This window comes from Polynucleobacter sp. MWH-Braz-FAM2G, assembly GCF_018687635.1.
Taxonomy (GTDB): Bacteria; Pseudomonadota; Gammaproteobacteria; order Burkholderiales; family Burkholderiaceae; genus Polynucleobacter.
Window position 1 is genome coordinate 1,456,764 of sequence record NZ_CP061300.1, and the last position, 17,591, is coordinate 1,474,354.

Here is a 17,591-nt window from a genome sequence, read left to right on the forward strand (position 1 = left end):
CTGGTTTATGAGTGATAGTGCTGAATGCGGTCAATCTCTTCTTTAGACCCTAGCATCACCGAAACCCGCTCATGCAAATCAGTAGGCTGTAAATCCATGATGAGTTCGGTGCCGTTCGTCGATGCACCGCCAGCCTGCTCCACCAAAAAACTCATTGGATTGGCTTCATACATCAGACGCAACTTACCAGGCTTATGAGGCTCACGTTGATCCCATGGATACATGAATACACCACCGCGAGATAACACACGGTGCACATCTGCCACCATAGACGCAATCCAACGCATATTAAAGTCTTTGTCACGGGCACCACTAACACCTGCGAGACATTCTTCTACATAGCGGCGTACTGGATCAGCCCAGTGACGCATATTGGACATATTGATCGCAAATTCTTTAGTGGAATGGGAAATCTTAACCGAGTCATTGATCAGCAAAAATTCACCTGTAACCTTATTTAAGGTAAACATCACTACGCCATCACCCAAAGTCAAAGCCATTGTGGTTTGCGGACCATAAACCACATAACCAGCGGCAACTTGATGACGTCCAGATAATAAAAAGTCGGAAGTTTGTAGTGGCGCACTCGGATCTTGCTTTTGAAGTACTGAAAAAATAGTGCCAATGGAAACGTTCACGTCAATGTTGGATGAACCATCTAGTGGATCAAACAACAGCAAGTAATCACCTGTACCTTGAACCGGAATTGGCAACTCCATTTCTTCGGAGGCCAAACCAGCAAGTGCTTTGCAATCCTTCACACCATCTATTAATAAATCATTGGCAATGATGTCGAGTTTTTGCTGAACCTCACCTTGCACATTGCCAGTACCCGCAGAACCTAGCAAGCCAATCAAAGCGCCCTGCGCCACTTCATGACTAAGAGTTGAGCAAGTGTTCACCACTGCAGTCAATAAATCCTGCAATCCAGTAGGTATGGGTACGCCTGCAGGTTTAGCAGAAGCTAAATATTGTTTGAAATTGGTATGAGTACTTAAGGACAAAGGTATTTCTCCAAGGCGCTATTGAAATTAGGGTCTATTTTGCCCTTTTCCTAACGGCAATATTAAAAAGCAGCAATTTCAAGGAAAAACATTACGATTTTTAATAAACCCTATTTGAATTGATGCCATTTATGATGATAAAATGCATCATTATTGATGAGGACAACATATGCGAACAACTGTAACCATAGATGATGACCTTTACCAAAGGGGATTGGATCTTGCCGACCCAGGAATGGATAAAGCAGACCTCTTTAGAGAAGCTATTAATGTTTTCATACGCGTTCAAATGGCCAAGAGATTGGTTGCACTAGGTGGCAAAGCACCACACATGAAAAATATTCCGCGAAGAAAATTAAAGGATGGTCAATAATCATGACCATGGTTTTGGTTGACACTTCAGTGTGGATTGCTCACTTTAGAAAACCAAACACTACGTTTGAGTCTCTCTTGATAAATGATCAGGTACTTTGCCATCCTTTAGTCTTAATAGAATTGGCATGTGGATCACCGCCATCGCCAAGACTAAGAACCTTAAGTTACATAAAAAAATTACAGCAAGCGACCATAGCAACCCCAGAAGAAACATTGGAATTTATAGAGAAACACCAACTCCAAGAATCTAGTTGCGGGGCAATCGATGTTTCTCTGTTAGCGTCAACTCTACTCTCAGATAACGCTCTCTTATGGACTTTAGATAAGAGCCTAGAAATACTTGCTAATAAATTAGGTGTTTCTTATAGCAGTAAATTTCATTAGTTTTTAGCTACTCAGCGCCTTTCCAATTACCTCCCTCACATCAGGAGAGAGTGTTTGGCACGCAGAAACGCGCTCTAAAGCCATCTTCATGCGATCTTGATACGGCTGGGCAAATAGACGCCAGCGATCTAAAGCTCTAGCAAGACGAGCGGCTACCTGAGGATTGATAGGATCTAGCGCTAATACACTATCCGCCCAAAACTCATAGCCACTGCCGTCCACTTGATGAAAGCTTGCTGGATTATTGGCACAAAAGGAATGAATTACGCTACGAACTCGGTTTGGATTGTTTAGCTTAAATGCAGGATGCTCACGCAACTTCTTGACTTCTTCCAAAGTGGATTCAAGACCTTCTACTGGCGGACGACTAGATTGCAAGCCGAACCACTTATCAATCACTAAGGCATCGTTTGCAAATCGATTGTAAAAATCAATTAAACAATCTTTTGCTGGTTTCACACCATGAACGACTAAGGCTGATAGCGCCGCATATCGATCGGTCATATTTTCAGCGATTTGGTATTGATTGGCTGCCATGGGGGCCCATGTAGCCGGAGATGCATCAAGCAACATACTCAAAGCTAAATTTTTGAGTGCACGCTTACCTGCGTCAACCCCATCCGACTTAAATTGCCCAGGAGTTTGCATTTGCTGATATAAAGCCGCCCACTCCAATTGAAGCTGTTTAGCAATCTCCCTGCGGAAAGCGCGACGTGCAATAAATATTTTCTGCGGATCAACACTGGTGCACTGCTCATACAAATACGACTCTGCGGGCAATGTAAGCGCTAAATCTTTAAAAGCAGGGTCCAACTTTGGATCTAGCAGAAGATTGCGATACGCCTCAATCAACTCAGCATCTGGCAAACGATCATTCAGAATCATTTGCATTGCTAGCTTTTGGCCAGCTTCCCAGCGGTTAAAGGGATCATCATCACTAGACAATAAAGCAAGAAGATCTGCCTCGCTTTGCTCAAAATCCAAATGAATCGGTGCGGAGAAGTTTCGATTAATCGAAAGTACTGGACAATCTTGAATATTGTCAAAGGTCCATGTTTGACTTGCTTCCTTAAGCTCAAGCAATTGCTCCGTCTGATCATTTGATTGCGTAAGCAAACGAACCCGAAGCGGAATATGAAATGGCTTTTTCTCTGGCTGGCCAGGACTTGGAGCACAGCTCTGAGATAAGGTTAATTGATACTGCTTCTTGGTGGCATCGTAATGCTCTTGCACTTTAACGTGCGGTGTACCTGCTTGACTATACCAATTCTTAAACTGGCTTAGGTCTTTGCCATTAGCATCTGCCATTGCAGCTAAAAAATCATCGCAGGTAACCGCTTGACCATCGTGACGATGAAAATACAAGTCCATACCCTTGCGGAATCCATCCTTACCCAAGAGGGTTTGATACATCCTCACTACCTCAGCACCCTTCTCATACACGGTAACTGTATAGAAGTTATTAATTTCTTGATATTCATCAGGGCGAATTGGGTGGGCCATCGGACCTGCATCCTCTGGGAATTGCAATTGCCGCAATAACCTCACATCCTCGATACGTTTTACCGCCCTGCCTGATTCGCTACCCATTTGATCAGCAGAGAACTCTTGATCTCTAAAGACGGTTAACCCTTCTTTTAGTGATAGCTGAAACCAATCCTGACAAGTGACTCGATTACCAGTCCAGTTATGGAAATATTCGTGAGCGACCACACTCTCAATATTGGCGAAATCCGCATCTGTAGCAGTCTCGGGCTGAGCAAGAACAAACTTGGTATTGAAGATATTCAACCCCTTATTCTCCATCGCCCCCATATTGAAATCACTCACCGCCACAATCATGAAGCGCTCTAAATCCAACTCCAACCCAAATCGTTTTTCATCCCAATGTATTGAGGCAATCAGAGAATCCATGGCATGACGTGTTTTCTTGAGATCATGGGGTTCAACCCAAATCTGCAATAACTTCTTGGCGCCACTGCTGGTGGTAATGGTTTCTTCGATGCATTCCAACTTACCTGCGACTAAAGCAAATAAATAGGATGGTTTAGGGAATGGATCTTCCCAAGTAGCGCTGTGCCAACCATTAGGTAATTTTTCAGTGTTGAGCAAATTTCCATTGGAGAGCAATACCGGGCACTGCTCTTCACGCGCACGCAAGGTCACTTTATAGCGCGCCATGACATCAGGACGATCAAGGAAATATGTAATCTTTCTGAAACCTTCTGCCTCACACTGGGTAAAAAAGTTACCGTTAGAGACATACAAACCCATCAAAGTTGTATTTTTTTCTGGCACACAGACACAAATAATTTCAACGACAAATTTTTCTCTACCCTCATTAGGTAAAGAATGTATCGTGAGTGTTTCTGGCGTTAGTTCAAAATGACGGTGTGCTTCTCCATTAATTCTCAGACTGACAAACTCAAGCTCATGCCCGACCAACACCAAAGGCGCTCCTGGCTCAAAGCTTTTGCCAGGCAAAACCTCAATCCGGCTTTTAACAATTGTTCGGGCTGGATCTAAAGCTATATCTAGCGCAACTTGATCAAAGGTATAAACAGGAGGACGGTATGCGAGCCGTTGAAAGCTCTGAGGGAGATCGGTTTTCATAAGACTATTTTAAGTCTTGGCTAGCAGATCTGTGCATCCGCTAATTTATGCCCAAATGAGGGTTGCCAGACCAATCGCAATAAAGGTAATCGCCGCCACTACATGCACCCACTTTATGGGAACACGCTTTGTAAATTTTTGACCAATCCAAACTGCAGGCGCATTTGCCAGCATCATCCCCAAAGTGGTGCCCATCGTCACCGAAATAACATCGTCATACCGAGCTCCTAAAGCAATCGTTGCGATTTGGGTCTTATCCCCCATTTCAGCCAGGAAAAATAATCCGGTGGTTAGCAAAAATACTTGAAAGACTCTATCTACAGCTTTCGATCCTGCGACATCGTCAATATGATCAGGCACCAAAAGCCAGAGGCCGATTCCCAAAAAACTCAATCCTAAAATCCATCGCATCACGTCTGGTGACACCATTGTTGTTAACCAATGTCCTAATAGAGCAGCGCAGGCATGATTGGCAATCGTTGCAACAAAAATCCCCGCAATGATGGCTAGCGCTTGCCTAGGGTAGCGAGCTGCAAGCATCAATGAGAGCAATTGAGTTTTATCCCCCATCTCTGCTAGAGCAACTACTCCAGCAGAGAGGGTTAAGGCTGTTAAATCCATAGATTGGCTTAATTTAGTATGAGACGCAAAATACTGCTGAATGTGCTTAGTTTAATTCCTAGCACTACCAAACCAAGCAATCTATAAAAATTAGCCGCTAAGCCACCATAAACTCCTCAACTGATACAAACTCCAAACCTTGAGCGACTGCAACTGGCTGCGAGGTGAGTGAGCCTTTATGCACACTAAGACCGTTACGCAAATGATGGTCTATGGATAGAGCCTGCATTACCCCGCGATTAGCCAAAGCCTCCACAAATGGATAAGTGGCATTCGTCAAGGCAAAGGTAGATGTTCGCGCAACTGCCCCCGGCATATTGGCAACACAGTAATGCAGAACACCATCAACCATAAAAGTAGGATCAGCATGTGTTGTTGGTTTGGAAGTCTCAAAACAACCACCTTGATCAATAGCCACGTCTACTACCACCGAGCCTGGCTTCATTTTTTTAATCATGTCATGCGTGACCAACTTAGGCGCTGCAGCGCCTGGCAGCAATACAGCTCCGATCACCACATCAGCTTCGCAAGCCTCCTGTTCAATTAACAAACTATCGGAGTAAAACGTGCGCACTCGATTGCCATAAAACATATCTATCTGACGCAAGCGCTCAATATCACGATCAAAGATACATACATCAGCACCCATTCCTACGGCAATTTGTAAGGCATTTCGACCTACAACGCCCCCACCGAGAATCACTATCTTTGCCGCCGAAACCCCTGGAACTCCTGCCATCAAAACCCCTAGCCCACCATTAGTCTTTTCTAGATGGGTGGCAGCAGCCTGAATAGACATGCGTCCCGCCACTTCACTCATAGGGGCCAATAATGGAAGCGCACCATTCATTGCAGTAACTGTTTCATAAGCTATACACGTTGCACCCGATTGTAGAAGCGCAGCAGTTTGTTGAGGGTCTGGGGCGAGATGCAAATAAGTAAATAGGATTTGATCCTCGCGCAACATGGCGCATTCCTGAGCTTGTGGTTCTTTCACCTTCACAATCATTTCTGCTTTTTGAAATACTTCCGCTGCACTATTAATTAAGTTTGCGCCGGCAAGTCTATATGACTCATCACTTAAACCAATCTGCTCACCAGCCCCACGCTGAACCAGAACAGAGTGCCCTTGCTTACATAGTCCACTCACATTACCGGGCGTTAAGCCTACTCGGAACTCATTATTCTTTACCTCTTGAGGAACTCCAATAATCACTTTTATCTCCTGTTATTTAAAATTACGCTTTGTTGCTGTTTTTCGATGTAAGCCTGCGATATAAAACATCGCTAGATACACTGCTAATAAACACGGGCCCACTATCAATGCAATCCGTGCATCCTCATGAAAGCCCATTAACACCACCACTAAACATATGAATGCCAGAGCAAACCACGAGGAATAAGGCCACCAAGGAGTGCGATAAGCAAGCTGATCTACTTGGGATTGAGAAAGCGAACGACGGAATTGAATTTGGGTTATCAATATAGAAATCCAAACCATTAAGCCGATAAAAGTTACGGCTGCCATCATGTACTGAAAGGCCTTCTCTGGAACAAAGTAATTTAAAACTACCCCCGTCATACATACGGCAACTGTAGTCATAACAGCACGATGCGGAACGCCATACTTTGAGAGCTTGGCAAATGGAGCAGGAGCGTAGCCATTATTGGATAGTGAGTACAACAGTCGTCCCCCACTAAAGATCCCCGCATTACAAGAAGAAAGCGCGGCTGTAATAACTACAAAGTTAATTAAGCCAGCCGCCTCCCTTAACCCAAGGCGCTCAAACATCACTACAAATGGGCTGCCTTGTTGACCAACTTGATTCCAAGGAAAGATTGCCAAAATGACTAGGATTGCGCCCATGTAAAAAATGAGGATGCGCCATGCCAAAGAATCGATAGCCATCGGAATCGTCTTTTGCGGATTCTCAGCCTCGCCCGCAGAGAGGCCAATCATTTCAATGCCAACATAGGCAAACAAAACCATCTGCAATGACAACAACATTCCGCTTATCCCATTTGGAAAGAAGCCACCGTGTTGCCATAAATTACTTAATCCAATAGGCTGCCAATCATTTGTAAAACCAAACAAAATCACTGAGCCCCCTAATGCAATCATCGCAACAATCGCCACCACTTTGATTAAGGCAAACCAAAATTCGAACTCACCAAATACTTTGACCGCAATGAGGTTGATAAGACCCATCATCAAAATTGAAGAAAGTGCCCATATCCACTGGGGAGTATCGGGAAACCAAATACCCATATAAATACCAACGGCAGTAACTTCAGCAATGCCAACAACGATCCAATAAGTCCAATAACCCCATCCCACCATATATCCAGCCAAAGGGCCGACATAAGTATTGGCATAAGCAGCAAAGGACCCCGCCACAGGCTCATGAACAGCCATTTCACCAAGGGTGCGTAAAACAATGAATGCGACTATGCCGGCGAGTAAGTAACCCAATAGGATTGATGGACCAGCAATTTGAATTGCGCTCGCGGAACCCAGAAATAATCCAACGCCGATGGTGGAGCCTAGAGCCATCAAACGAATATGTCGTACTTTGAGATGGCGCTTTAAACCATTGTGTTCAGTCTGCAAGAGAGACCTCCTTTCGATTTGTCATTGGCGATATACCAACGGAGCAAAGTCTAGGGAGGACTGAGTGCGAAAACTAGAGGTGAAAAATTACTAAAGTAACTAATTAAATAAAAATAGACTCTCAAAAAGAATGGCGTCTTTTAAATTAAAGGGTTACTTGTGGATAAATTATTTATACCTGCAAAAGAATCAGTAATTTCCTACAGGGAATCCCCTTAAGTATTACCAAATGATTTACTAAGCTGTTGCGTAAAGAGAGCTACTTTTGATCCTGACCAATCAAATTGAGAATCTCTGCCGCTGCGGCCAAGCCACAGGCTGCAGTCACCATTACCGTTGAGCCATAACCAGAACAAGCCAGACCACCAGTAGATGCTCCAGCACGAGGCTCATGCGAATAGATGGCCCGAATGCCAATTTTATGTTTCAAGTTTCTGGAAAAACCGTGATCCTGGCGCAGGCCTTGCCGAACTTTTGCTAACAAAGCGTCTTGTTCTGTACGGGACAAATCATCACATCGCACAGACGTGGGATCTGTCTTTCCACCAGCAGCACCACACATCACCAGAAGGCGATTATTCGCTCGGGCCCAAACTGAGAGTGCAATTTTGGTTTGCACTGAATCGGTTGCATCCAAAACATATGCATTTCTAGGAATTAATAGATCTAAATTATCTGGCTCCAAAAATTCGTCATAAGCAGTCAAGCGAATCTCAGGATTAATCTGCAAAATGCGTTGGGTCATGGCTTCAACTTTTGCCTTGCCATACTGACCTTCGAGAGCATGAATCTGTCGGTTGGTGTTGCTCTCTGCAATGTGATCGAAATCAATTAAAACCAGATGTCCTATTCCGGTTCGAGCTAATGCTTCTGCCGCCCAAGATCCAACACCCCCTAGGCCAGCCACAACAACCGCAGCATTTAAAAATCGCTCGCGTAGCTCGGAACCGTAGAGTCGGGAAACCCCGCCAAACCGCCGATTTTCTATGCCACCTTCTACCTTGTCTTCTGCCATAGCTTCTCTTTATACTGAATAAATGAACTCCATTGCTCAATTGCGTAAAAACTATACCCTTGGTCAGCTTTCTGAAACCGAGGTTCCTCATGACCCCTTGCAGCTCTTCCAACTTTGGTTTGACCAGGCTATTAAGGCAGAATGCCCAGAACCAAATTCCATGACCCTAGCAACTGCGGATCAAGCCGGAAATCCTTCAGCCCGTATTGTCTTACTAAAAGGCGCCGATCAAAATGGTTTTACTTTTTTCACTAACTACGAGAGCCAAAAAGGACGTGATTTAGCCATACGACCACAAGCCGCCCTACTCTTTCATTGGCATGAGTTAGAGCGACAGGTTAGGATTCAGGGAGTTGTAGAGCGAGTAAGTGCTGCTGAAAGTGATGAGTACTTTCATTCTCGTCCGGCTGCCTCCAGAATTGGCGCCTGGGCTTCCCCGCAAAGCGCAGTCATTCCTAATCGCGAATTCCTAGAAGAGGCAGAGAAGCGCTTTAAGTCTGAGTTCGGTGACTCCCCACCCCGCCCTGAGCACTGGGGTGGTTATCGCTTACGACCTACAGAAATTGAATTCTGGCAAGGCCGTCCCTCTCGATTGCATGATCGAATGCATTACAAAAAAGATGGGTCTGAGTGGCAAATTAATCGTTTAGCGCCTTAATCTTTTCACAAATCTTCAGATATATTGCTGCGCTATTAGGGATTTGAATTTAGCTCTAAATTTAGCAAGCTTGGGCGCCACTACCGCCATGCAATAACCTTGATAGGGATGTTGCTGAAAATAATTCTGATGGTAGTCTTCAGCAGGATAAATGACTGGGGCAACATCGATTTTCGTAACCACTGGATTAGAGTAAATTTTTGAATCTTCAAGCTCAGCAACAACTTCACGCGCAATCCTGGCTTGATCATCGCTATGTGTAAAGATAACCGAGCGATATTGTGTGCCGTGATCATTCCCCTGGTAGTTCAGAGTAGTGGGATCATGAATAACGAAAAAAATCTCCAATAAATCTCGAAATAAAATTTTCTGAGGATCAAACAGGATATCGACAATTTCTGCGTGACCAGTTGCGCCAGTACAAACCGCCTCATATGTAGGATTCGGTCCTAGACCTCCAGCATACCCAGAAACCACGGACTGGACCCCAGAAATCTGTTGATATACCGCCTCAAGGCACCAAAAACAGCCACCGCCTAAAGTAGCCCGCTCCAAAAGGGGTGCATTTTTTTCTATATTTGTTTCCATAGCTTTATCCTAATGCCTTATTCAAATGCCTGCCATCTATTAATAGACCATGAACCGCTTTACTATCCAGCTAGACGAAATCAAAGCAGCCTATGCTGCAGAACCCAATCCAACTCTCGAAATCCGTTTAGATCGTATTGCTCGCATTGAAAAAATGATTGCAGCAAATGAGGAGAAAATCTGCAAGGCTCTCATAGCTGATTTTGGTGTTCGCCACCCAGTCGAAACACGCTTAGCGGAATGCCAAATGATCTATCAGGCATGTCAATATACCCGCAAGCATCTCAAAGAATGGATGAAGCCAGAACAAAGAGATGTTCCATTTCATATGGGGTCCTCTCAGGCTTGGGTCCAAAGTCAATCTCTTGGTGTGGTCGGCATACTCAGCCCATGGAACTACCCTGTCCAGCTAGCCCTCATTCCTGCGATTGCAGCACTCGCCGCAGGTAATCGTGTATGGCTCAAACCATCGGAAAGAAGTTCTCGCACCTCTGGGTTCGTTGCTAGTTTGATTCAAGAATATTTTCATCCAACCGAGTTTTGTGTCACCACTGGCGGACCCGAAGTTGCAGAACAATTTGCATCACTACCATTTGATCATCTCTTTTTTACAGGATCAGGCTCTATTGGCAAAAAGGTAATGCGTGCTGCAGCAGAAAACCTCACTCCCGTAACGCTAGAGTTAGGCGGCACAACTCCTGTCATTATTGATCCGAGCGCCAATCTAAAAGATGCTGCTTCCTCTATTGCCTATGGCAAATTACTCAATGGCGGTCAAACCTGTATTGCACCAGACTATGTTCTGCTAGCAGCAAGCCAGCAAGATGAATTTATTCGTGAACTACAAAGTGCAGCACAAACTCAATTCAGTAATCCAGAAGAATTAACTGGCCCTATTGATGAAAGGCAATTGCAATACTGGCAACACTTAGTGGGCGATGCGCTTGATCGTGGTGCAAAAGTAATTCCTTTACTCAATAATCCAGGAGTGGGAGCAAGATCATTCGAGCCAATCGCACTAATTCATGTTCCTGCTGAAGCACGTGTATTGCATGAAGAAATCTTTGGCCCTATTTTGCCTATTGTGACTGTTGCTAATACTGAGGCGGCAATTGCTTATATCAACAGCAAACCCAAACCTTTAGCTTTGTACTGGTTTGGTAAAGATAAGAAGAATATGAAACAGGTTTTGAATGAAACCTCCTCAGGTGGTGTGACAATCAATGACACACTTTTACACATTGCGATTGAGGATTTACCTTTCGGCGGTGTTGGCGCTAGCGGCATGGGCAGTTATCACGGTAAGGCAGGTTTTGATACCTTCAGCCATCGTAAGTCAATTCTGGATGTGCGTGGCTTTTTTGGTCTTAATTTCTTTAAGGGGACTCAAACAGCGCGCCCACCATATGGAAAGAAAATTGAGTGGTTATTACGTTTCTTGAGATAGCTCATTCAATAAACTAACAGTCGACCAGCAAAGCCGATAAACAAGACTCCTGCTAGCATCCACAGCGCAGCTCCTAAGCGGGGCTGTCGCTGAAAAAATTTCAAGAATAGTTGCCCGACAAAAATCAAACAAGCTAAGTAAGACATGCTCATGAATTGCAGGACGATAGCAAGATAGGAGAAGGTATATGCAGGATTTTCAAAGTCTGGGCGAATAAATTGAGAAAAGAAAGCGATAAAGAAAAAGATTGCTTTAGGATTTGTTAATGAAAGCGTGAGTGCAGCTACTAGGGGATGAAATTGCATTACCTTGGCTTGCAAGGTCTCATCAGACTCTTCATGCAGAGCCCGATGCCAACGTTTAATGCCATTACGAAATAAACCCCAACCCATCCAAGCTAAATAGATTGCTCCTATAGTTTGAACAATGCCGAATAACAGTGGCGAAGACATCAAGAGCGAGGCCGCGCCCAAAGCAATCGCAATCATCAAGACAGAATCGCCAATAAAAATTCCAAGCGCGCCCCAAGCGCCAAAGCGCCACCCTTTTTGAGTCGATACCGCCAAGACATAAAGAGAGTTAGGCCCAGGAAGCAAGATGATAAAAATTGTCCCCAAAAGATATGTCGAGAAATCAACGATTCCAGCCTTAGCAGGGGATAAGAAATCGATAGTGAGCCATTCCATCACGTAATCATATAATTAATTCGGGAAAACCCTTGTAATCAATCACTCAAACTGTCATAATGAGAGGCTTTTTTAAGCAATTTGATTCATCGCCCCCCAGCTCTATTTCAGCGTATCGTTTAGAAGTCATAAACACAGAAGTTACAAAACACGCTGCCGCTTGTCTGATGGTCGATGCCTTTGACCATCGCATCCTTTAAAAACTATGGATGCAACATACGGAGACATCCCTTGAAAGGGATGTGTAATAGCATGACTTTTTCTAAAGAAACTAAACACGAGTCGAAAGATTCAAAGAGCGCTGGAAATGAATTCCAGAATTTTGCCCTAGCGGCATCACTCCTTAAAAACGTTGCTGAATTGGGTTTTACCCAAGCTACCGAAGTGCAAGCGCGGGTTATTCCTGCGGCTTTGGCAGGCGGCGACTTATTGGTAAGCAGCCAAACTGGCAGCGGTAAAACCGCATCCTTTTTATTGCCGTTAATTCATCAACTGATTGAAAGCAACCCAAACAATTCACCTGTACCAGGCCGTGCTCAACCCAAAGTGTTGGTGCTCTGCCCTACACGTGAGTTGGCTCAGCAGGTTGCTGCTGATGCAGTGAACTTAGTTCGCGGCATGAAAGGTATTCGTATCGCCACTGTTATGGGTGGCATGCCTTACGGCAAACAAATCCAAGCATTAAAAGGTGCGCTGTTAGTTGTTGCAACTCCAGGTCGTTTGCTAGACCTGTGCGATAGCAAAGCAATACGCTTAGATGATGTTAAACAGCTTGTGATTGACGAAGCTGATCGCATGCTTGACATGGGATTTGCAGAAGATCTCGAAGCAATTGATAAACGTTGTTCTGGACGCAACCAAACCTTGATGTTCTCCGCAACTTTTGCTCCAAAGATTATGTCTTTGGCAAACGAGTTGACTACAGATGCTAAACGCATTGAACTTGCTCACGCAGGTGAAAAACATGCCAACATTGAGCAGAAGTTGCACTGGGCTGATAGCATGTCACATAAGCACAAATTGCTTGAACACATTTTGGCTGATGCCTCTTTGGATCAAGCCGTGGTGTTTGCTAGCACTCAAGTTGAAAGTGAAAAAATCGCAGACACCTTGCGCGCTAATGGCTATGAAGCAACTGCACTTCATGGTGCAATGCCCCAAGCTGTGCGTATGCGCCGCCTCGAGTCCTTGCGTAAGGGTCACACCAAGATTCTGGTTGCGACTGACGTAGCTGCTCGCGGTATTGATGTACCACGTATTAGTCACGTAATTAACTTTGGCCTTCCAATGAAACCAGAAGACTACACGCATCGCATCGGTCGTACGGGTCGTGCAGGTCGCAATGGTGTGGCAATCACTTTGGTTGAACATCGTGATCGCGCGAAGATCCGCAATATTGAGCGCTTTACACAGCAAGATATCGTGGCTTCAGTGATCGCCGGTCTTGAGCCACAAGCGAAACCAAGCTTTGGTGGTGGTGGCGGTCGTCCTGGTGGTCGCTCTGGTGGTGGTTTTGGAGGCAATCGATCTGGTGGCGGTGGTGGTCGTTACGGTTCAGGTGCGCGTTCTGAGTCTCGTTTCGGCGGCGGTCGTTCGGGTGACTCACGTCCAGCACGTTCAGCAGACTCGCGTCCTGCGCGTTCTGCTGACTCACGTCCTAGTCGTCCAGCAGGTCCACGCTTTGCTAAACCAAAGTCTGGCGGTCAACGTCGCAACTTTAGTGGCAACTAAAAATGGCTCACCGCAATCGTCTCCGTTCTGCATGGAATCGAGTCGGTTCCGGTGAAATTCATTTAGCACCACGCATGTGGCAACCATGGTTGAGCGACACTGGATCCCTCACCCAAAAGATAGAGGCTGCCATTGGGCAAAAACTAGAAGTACAAGTTTTGCGCGATTACCCTCAATCACTGAATAGCGACGAAAGTCGCTATTTTCATTTCAAACTCAGGCGTTGCAGAGTTCGCGAAGTGCTGCTCTGCTCCAATGGAATTCCTTTGGTAATGGCTCACAGCGTCATCCCAACATCAAGCTCTAGTGGCTCTAACCATGCCATCTTACGTTTAGGCACCAAACCCTTAGGGGCAGTTTTGTTTAGCAAAACCCGTAAGCATTCCAAAGCAAAACCGCCGCGTGATATTGCCCGCCTGGATAAAAGCAGTGAATTATGGAAAAGATGTGCCAAACGATTTAGTGACTTGAGCTCACCATTATGGGCGCGACGAACCCTCTATCGCTTAAAGGGGCGACCTATTTTGGTAAATGAAATTTTCTTACCAGCCTTACAAGAAGCCCTCAACCTTAAAAAACTTAGATAGTTAGCCAAGCCAGAGTTGCTTTTACCAGAGCCTCATCACCGGGATCGCAAGTAAAGACTTCACCAAACCCAATTAATTCAGCCGCATCCGCAATATTATGATGAGGGCATAGTGCACTAGCGCTAGAGAGCTTTTGCGTAAACCGATCTTTAATCACCCCTCCAAGATATCGAACAGCCTCAGAGGAGGTAAGCAACCAGAGTGACTTACTCCAATCGATTTCTCGAATTGCTTCCCAAGCAGGATTGTCAATATCCAAAGGCACGCGACTATAAGTTGAGATAGCCTCTACAGTAGCCCCTGCCTTCTTTAAGGTGTCAGCCAACCAATCACGACCACCATCCCCTTTAAAGATAACTACTTTTTTATTTTGCCAATTCCACTGCAGCGATTGAAGCTCTTGCCACAATCCTTCTGAATCCCAATTTTCATTTTTTTGAGGAAGAATGATCGGTGTCGGCTTTTGCTCTAATCCAACACCATGATTTCTTAAGGCCTGTTGACTGCTTCCCCCCATCACTCCTATCGGAATAATCTCCTTTGAAAGGTCTTGCCAGTCACGCTCCATTAAACGCATAACACTTTCAATAGCGTTAGGACTCACAAAGATAGCAAGATCTGCATCATTCAAGACAGAGGCAATATATTCCGCTAGTGGCTTGTCATCTTTGGGGGCAATCGTTAACAAAGGTAAAGACAATATCTCAGGGAAACTACGATTTGCTATGCCACTTTTACCTATTGCATTGGTGAGCACCTCAATTAATTGACGAGCCTGACCACTTGGCCTAGTAACAATAATGGTTTTGGTACTCATACTTGAGAACGAATTCGTCTTTTTCTACTTAGGCAGTGTTGGAATCAAATCTGCCGCACCTTGAGATAACAAGTCCTGAGCTACGGATAATCCAAGGGCCTCAGCGTCCTCCACCGAATTCACTCGAGCACTGCTAGTTGCCAAACAAATTGCTTTGCCATCTGTGCTGGCAACAAAGGAGCGAATCTGCATTAGATTCTGATCCCATGTAGCATGCGCAGCCAGCGGAACCTCACAGGAACCACCTAATTGACGAGACACCATCCGCTCAGCAGAGACCGCAAATAATGTGGGCGAGTCGTTCAATGGGGCAAGCCATTGTTTGATATCAGGATGCTTGCTCAATGTTTCTATTCCTAAGGCACCCTGACCCGCGGCTGGCGTATATGGATCATAAGGAAGGTAGGCGCGAATACGGCTCTCAAGACCTAGGCGCTTTAAGCCAGCAGCCGCCAATATGATGGCCTTATACTCACCTCGATCTAACTTACCCATACGGGTATCTAAATTTCCACGTAATGGCTGGATAACTAGATGGGGAAATTTTGCACGCAGAACTGACTCGCGGCGCAGACTGGATGTTCCGACTACGGCACCCGGAGGGAGATCTTCAAGACTGGCGTAATCATTCGACACAAAGGCATCTCTTGCATCTTCCCTAGCCATAACGCATGCCAAATCAAATCCTTCAGGCATCACCATGGGCACATCTTTTAAGGAATGCACAGCTAAATCCGCACGTCCATCCTCTAGCGCTGTTTCAAGCTCTTTTACAAAAAGCCCTTTTCCACCCACTTTAGACAGGGCTTTATCCAAAATTTGATCTCCACGGGTTGTCATTCCCAAAATCTGGACATCACAGTCGGGATAGAGCTTTTTTAGGCAATCCCGGACATGTTCAGCCTGCCACATAGCGAGGCGACTTTCACGGGAGGCGATTACAAGGCGCTTTGGGGCAGCTAGGGATGAAGAATTCAGGGTTTGGGACATAACATTTAAAATAATCAAAGACCTACACCAATATACTGTGTTTATGAGCTCATCAAATAATTCCTTAGCCAACAAAGCCCAAGCTTGGTCGGCCCGTTTCGCAGAACCCGTTGACGAACTTGTTCAGCGTTATACCGCTTCCATCGGGTTTGATCAACGCTTTGCAATGGTTGATATCGCAGGGTCTCTGGCTCACGCAGCGATGCTGGCCACCCAAAAAATCATTAGCGCTCAAGATTTAGCTGATATTCAAAGGGGAATGGCGCAGATTAAGAGCGAAATCGAATCTGGTCAATTTAACTGGCAATTAGCCCTCGAAGACGTTCACCTCAATATTGAAGCACGACTAACAGCTTTAGTTGGTGATGCTGGCAAGCGTTTGCATACTGGCCGTTCTCGCAATGACCAAGTGGCAACTGATTTACGTCTTTGGTTGCGCGGAAGTGTAGATGACATTGCTACCACCCTGAAATCTTTACGTGTAGCGCTTTTGGATTTAGCAGAAAAGCATGCTGCCACCATCATGCCCGGCCATACTCATTTGCAAGTTGCGCAACCGATTACTTTTGGTCACCACTTGATGGCTTATTACGAGATGTTTAGTCGTGATGCAAGTCGTTTGACTGACTTACGTGCTCGCTTTAATCGCTTGCCCTTAGGTGCAGCTGCTTTAGCAGGAACTACCTACCCCATAGATCGTGAGCAGGTTGCCAAAGCTCTCGGCTTTGATGGTATCTGCAATAACTCCCTAGATGCTGTATCAGATCGAGATTTTGCAATTGAGTTCTGCGCCTTTGCCTCAATCTTGATGATGCATATCTCCCGTCTATCAGAAGAGCTTATTTTGTGGTTAAGCCCCCGCTTTGGCTTTATCGATTTACCAGATCGCTTTTGCACTGGTAGCTCCATCATGCCGCAGAAGAAAAATCCTGATGTTCCTGAACTAGCTCGCGGCAAAACCGGTCGGGTTTATGGTGACCTAATTTCTTTATTGACGCTGATGAAAGGGCAACCACTTGCCTACAACAAGGATAATCAAGAAGATAAAGAACCTTTGTTTGATGCCGTAGATACGGTGCAAGATACCTTGCGTATTTTTGCCGACATGGTTCCTCATATCGAGGTCAAAGCCGATGTAATGAAAGCTGCTGCCGAAGAGGGATTTGCTACTGCCACCGACCTTGCTGACTACTTGGTTAAGAAAGGCTTAGCTTTCCGCGATGCACACGAAGCTGTTGCTCACGCAGTCAAAGCTTGTGTAGGCAGAAATTGTATGTTGACAGACTTAAGTCTCTCAGAATTACGCTTTGCTTGTGGCCTGGATAATCGCCCTGAGCTTATCGGTGATGATGTATTTACCCTACTCACGGTTGATGGTTCCGTTCAGTCCCGGCAACACGCTGGAGGCACCGCTCCAGCACAAGTGCTCTCTGCGATTAAACGGGGTCGCGCAGATCTATAAAA

General features: G+C 45.4%; 17 protein-coding genes. 7 read left to right on the forward strand and 10 right to left on the reverse strand.

What is annotated here, in order from left to right; genetic code table 11:
* Window positions 1-5: 5 nt before the first annotated feature.
* Window positions 6-1,004: a class 1 fructose-bisphosphatase gene (locus FD973_RS07375; RefSeq protein ID WP_215322707.1), complete on the reverse strand. Its 999-nt coding sequence runs from the start codon at window positions 1,002-1,004 to the stop codon at window positions 6-8.
* 169 nt (window positions 1,005-1,173) lie between these two features.
* On the opposite strand from FD973_RS07375, the gene FD973_RS07380 reads away from it, so the two are divergent.
* Together FD973_RS07380 and FD973_RS07385 are read left to right on the forward strand one after the other, a co-directional pair.
* Entirely contained in the window at window positions 1,174-1,377 is a 204-nt protein-coding gene (locus FD973_RS07380; protein ID WP_215322708.1) for a type II toxin-antitoxin system VapB family antitoxin, read from the forward strand.
* A 2-nt stretch (window positions 1,378-1,379) separates the two neighbouring features.
* Window positions 1,380-1,763, forward strand: coding sequence for a type II toxin-antitoxin system VapC family toxin (locus FD973_RS07385; RefSeq protein WP_215322709.1), 384 nt, complete (start codon window positions 1,380-1,382; stop codon window positions 1,761-1,763).
* Window positions 1,764-1,766: 3 nt separating this feature from the next.
* Here the strand turns inward: FD973_RS07385 and pepN are convergent, their stop codons facing one another.
* The 5 genes from pepN to FD973_RS07410 form a co-directional block, all read right to left on the reverse strand.
* Entirely contained in the window at window positions 1,767-4,376 is a 2,610-nt protein-coding gene (gene pepN / locus FD973_RS07390) for an aminopeptidase N (RefSeq protein ID WP_215322710.1), read from the reverse strand.
* A gap of 45 nt (window positions 4,377-4,421) precedes the next feature.
* Window positions 4,422-4,997 (reverse strand): TMEM165/GDT1 family protein, encoded by a 576-nt coding sequence (locus FD973_RS07395; RefSeq protein WP_215322711.1) that lies wholly within the window; start codon window positions 4,995-4,997, stop codon window positions 4,422-4,424.
* A gap of 97 nt (window positions 4,998-5,094) precedes the next feature.
* Window positions 5,095-6,213, reverse strand: coding sequence for an alanine dehydrogenase (gene ald / locus FD973_RS07400; protein WP_215322712.1), 1,119 nt, complete (start codon window positions 6,211-6,213; stop codon window positions 5,095-5,097).
* Between the two features lie 12 nt (window positions 6,214-6,225).
* The gene (locus FD973_RS07405) at window positions 6,226-7,608 is read right to left on the reverse strand and encodes an amino acid permease (RefSeq protein ID WP_215322713.1); all 1,383 of its coding nucleotides are present in this window, start codon (window positions 7,606-7,608) and stop codon (window positions 6,226-6,228) included.
* Between the two features lie 259 nt (window positions 7,609-7,867).
* Window positions 7,868-8,623 carry a ThiF family adenylyltransferase gene (locus FD973_RS07410; RefSeq protein ID WP_215322714.1) on the reverse strand — a complete coding sequence of 252 codons (756 nt, stop codon included), beginning with the start codon at window positions 8,621-8,623 and terminating at the stop codon, window positions 7,868-7,870.
* Window positions 8,624-8,645: 22 nt separating this feature from the next.
* Between FD973_RS07410 and pdxH the strand changes: the two genes are divergently transcribed.
* Window positions 8,646-9,281: a pyridoxamine 5'-phosphate oxidase gene (pdxH, locus tag FD973_RS07415; protein ID WP_215322715.1), complete on the forward strand. Its 636-nt coding sequence runs from the start codon at window positions 8,646-8,648 to the stop codon at window positions 9,279-9,281.
* A 15-nt stretch (window positions 9,282-9,296) separates the two neighbouring features.
* Here pdxH and msrA read toward each other — a convergent pair whose 3' ends face one another.
* Entirely contained in the window at window positions 9,297-9,869 is a 573-nt protein-coding gene (gene msrA, locus FD973_RS07420) for a peptide-methionine (S)-S-oxide reductase MsrA (RefSeq protein ID WP_215322716.1), read from the reverse strand.
* Between the two features lie 49 nt (window positions 9,870-9,918).
* Between msrA and FD973_RS07425 the strand changes: the two genes are divergently transcribed.
* Window positions 9,919-11,316, forward strand: coding sequence for a coniferyl aldehyde dehydrogenase (locus FD973_RS07425; RefSeq protein WP_215322717.1), 1,398 nt, complete (start codon window positions 9,919-9,921; stop codon window positions 11,314-11,316).
* A 5-nt stretch (window positions 11,317-11,321) separates the two neighbouring features.
* On the opposite strand, the gene leuE is transcribed toward FD973_RS07425, so the two are convergent.
* Window positions 11,322-12,002, reverse strand: coding sequence for a leucine efflux protein LeuE (gene leuE / locus FD973_RS07430; protein WP_215322718.1), 681 nt, complete (start codon window positions 12,000-12,002; stop codon window positions 11,322-11,324).
* Window positions 12,003-12,254: 252 nt separating this feature from the next.
* On the opposite strand from leuE, the gene FD973_RS07435 reads away from it, so the two are divergent.
* Both FD973_RS07435 and FD973_RS07440 read left to right on the forward strand, forming a co-directional pair.
* A complete protein-coding gene (locus tag FD973_RS07435) occupies window positions 12,255-13,733 on the forward strand; it encodes a DEAD/DEAH box helicase (RefSeq protein ID WP_215322719.1) in 1,479 nt (492 codons plus the stop codon).
* A gap of 2 nt (window positions 13,734-13,735) precedes the next feature.
* Entirely contained in the window at window positions 13,736-14,320 is a 585-nt protein-coding gene (locus tag FD973_RS07440; RefSeq protein WP_215322720.1) for a chorismate lyase, read from the forward strand.
* Here FD973_RS07440 and FD973_RS07445 read toward each other — a convergent pair.
* Together FD973_RS07445 and hemC are read right to left on the reverse strand one after the other, a co-directional pair.
* Window positions 14,313-15,137, reverse strand: coding sequence for a uroporphyrinogen-III synthase (locus tag FD973_RS07445; RefSeq protein WP_215322721.1), 825 nt, complete (start codon window positions 15,135-15,137; stop codon window positions 14,313-14,315). The genes FD973_RS07440 and FD973_RS07445 overlap by 8 nt on opposite strands.
* 24 nt (window positions 15,138-15,161) lie before the next feature.
* Window positions 15,162-16,127 carry a hydroxymethylbilane synthase gene (gene hemC / locus FD973_RS07450; protein WP_215322722.1) on the reverse strand — a complete coding sequence of 322 codons (966 nt, stop codon included), beginning with the start codon at window positions 16,125-16,127 and terminating at the stop codon, window positions 15,162-15,164.
* Window positions 16,128-16,170: 43 nt separating this feature from the next.
* Between hemC and argH the strand changes: the two genes are divergently transcribed.
* Complete coding sequence (gene argH / locus FD973_RS07455) at window positions 16,171-17,589, forward strand: argininosuccinate lyase (RefSeq protein WP_215322723.1); 1,419 nt, start codon at window positions 16,171-16,173, stop codon at window positions 17,587-17,589.
* Window positions 17,590-17,591: the final 2 nt, after the last annotated feature.

What these genes read in the sequence shown, in the direction of transcription:
- FD973_RS07440 (WP_215322720.1), top strand. Translation starts at nt 13,736, where the DNA reads ATGGCTCACCGCAATCGTCTCCGTTCTGCATGGAATCGAGTCGGTTCC.
- FD973_RS07445 (WP_215322721.1), bottom strand. Translation starts at nt 15,137, where the DNA reads ATGAGTACCAAAACCATTATTGTTACTAGGCCAAGTGGTCAGGCTCGT.
- FD973_RS07385 (WP_215322709.1), top strand. Translation starts at nt 1,380, where the DNA reads ATGACCATGGTTTTGGTTGACACTTCAGTGTGGATTGCTCACTTTAGA.
- FD973_RS07435 (WP_215322719.1), top strand. Translation starts at nt 12,255, where the DNA reads ATGACTTTTTCTAAAGAAACTAAACACGAGTCGAAAGATTCAAAGAGC.
- FD973_RS07425 (WP_215322717.1), top strand. Translation starts at nt 9,919, where the DNA reads ATGAACCGCTTTACTATCCAGCTAGACGAAATCAAAGCAGCCTATGCT.
- msrA (WP_215322716.1), bottom strand. Translation starts at nt 9,869, where the DNA reads ATGGAAACAAATATAGAAAAAAATGCACCCCTTTTGGAGCGGGCTACT.
- FD973_RS07410 (WP_215322714.1), bottom strand. Translation starts at nt 8,623, where the DNA reads ATGGCAGAAGACAAGGTAGAAGGTGGCATAGAAAATCGGCGGTTTGGC.
- FD973_RS07395 (WP_215322711.1), bottom strand. Translation starts at nt 4,997, where the DNA reads ATGGATTTAACAGCCTTAACCCTCTCTGCTGGAGTAGTTGCTCTAGCA.
- pepN (WP_215322710.1), bottom strand. Translation starts at nt 4,376, where the DNA reads ATGAAAACCGATCTCCCTCAGAGCTTTCAACGGCTCGCATACCGTCCT.
- FD973_RS07380 (WP_215322708.1), top strand. Translation starts at nt 1,174, where the DNA reads ATGCGAACAACTGTAACCATAGATGATGACCTTTACCAAAGGGGATTG.
- pdxH (WP_215322715.1), top strand. Translation starts at nt 8,646, where the DNA reads ATGAACTCCATTGCTCAATTGCGTAAAAACTATACCCTTGGTCAGCTT.
- argH (WP_215322723.1), top strand. Translation starts at nt 16,171, where the DNA reads ATGAGCTCATCAAATAATTCCTTAGCCAACAAAGCCCAAGCTTGGTCG.
- hemC (WP_215322722.1), bottom strand. Translation starts at nt 16,127, where the DNA reads ATGTCCCAAACCCTGAATTCTTCATCCCTAGCTGCCCCAAAGCGCCTT.
- leuE (WP_215322718.1), bottom strand. Translation starts at nt 12,002, where the DNA reads ATGGAATGGCTCACTATCGATTTCTTATCCCCTGCTAAGGCTGGAATC.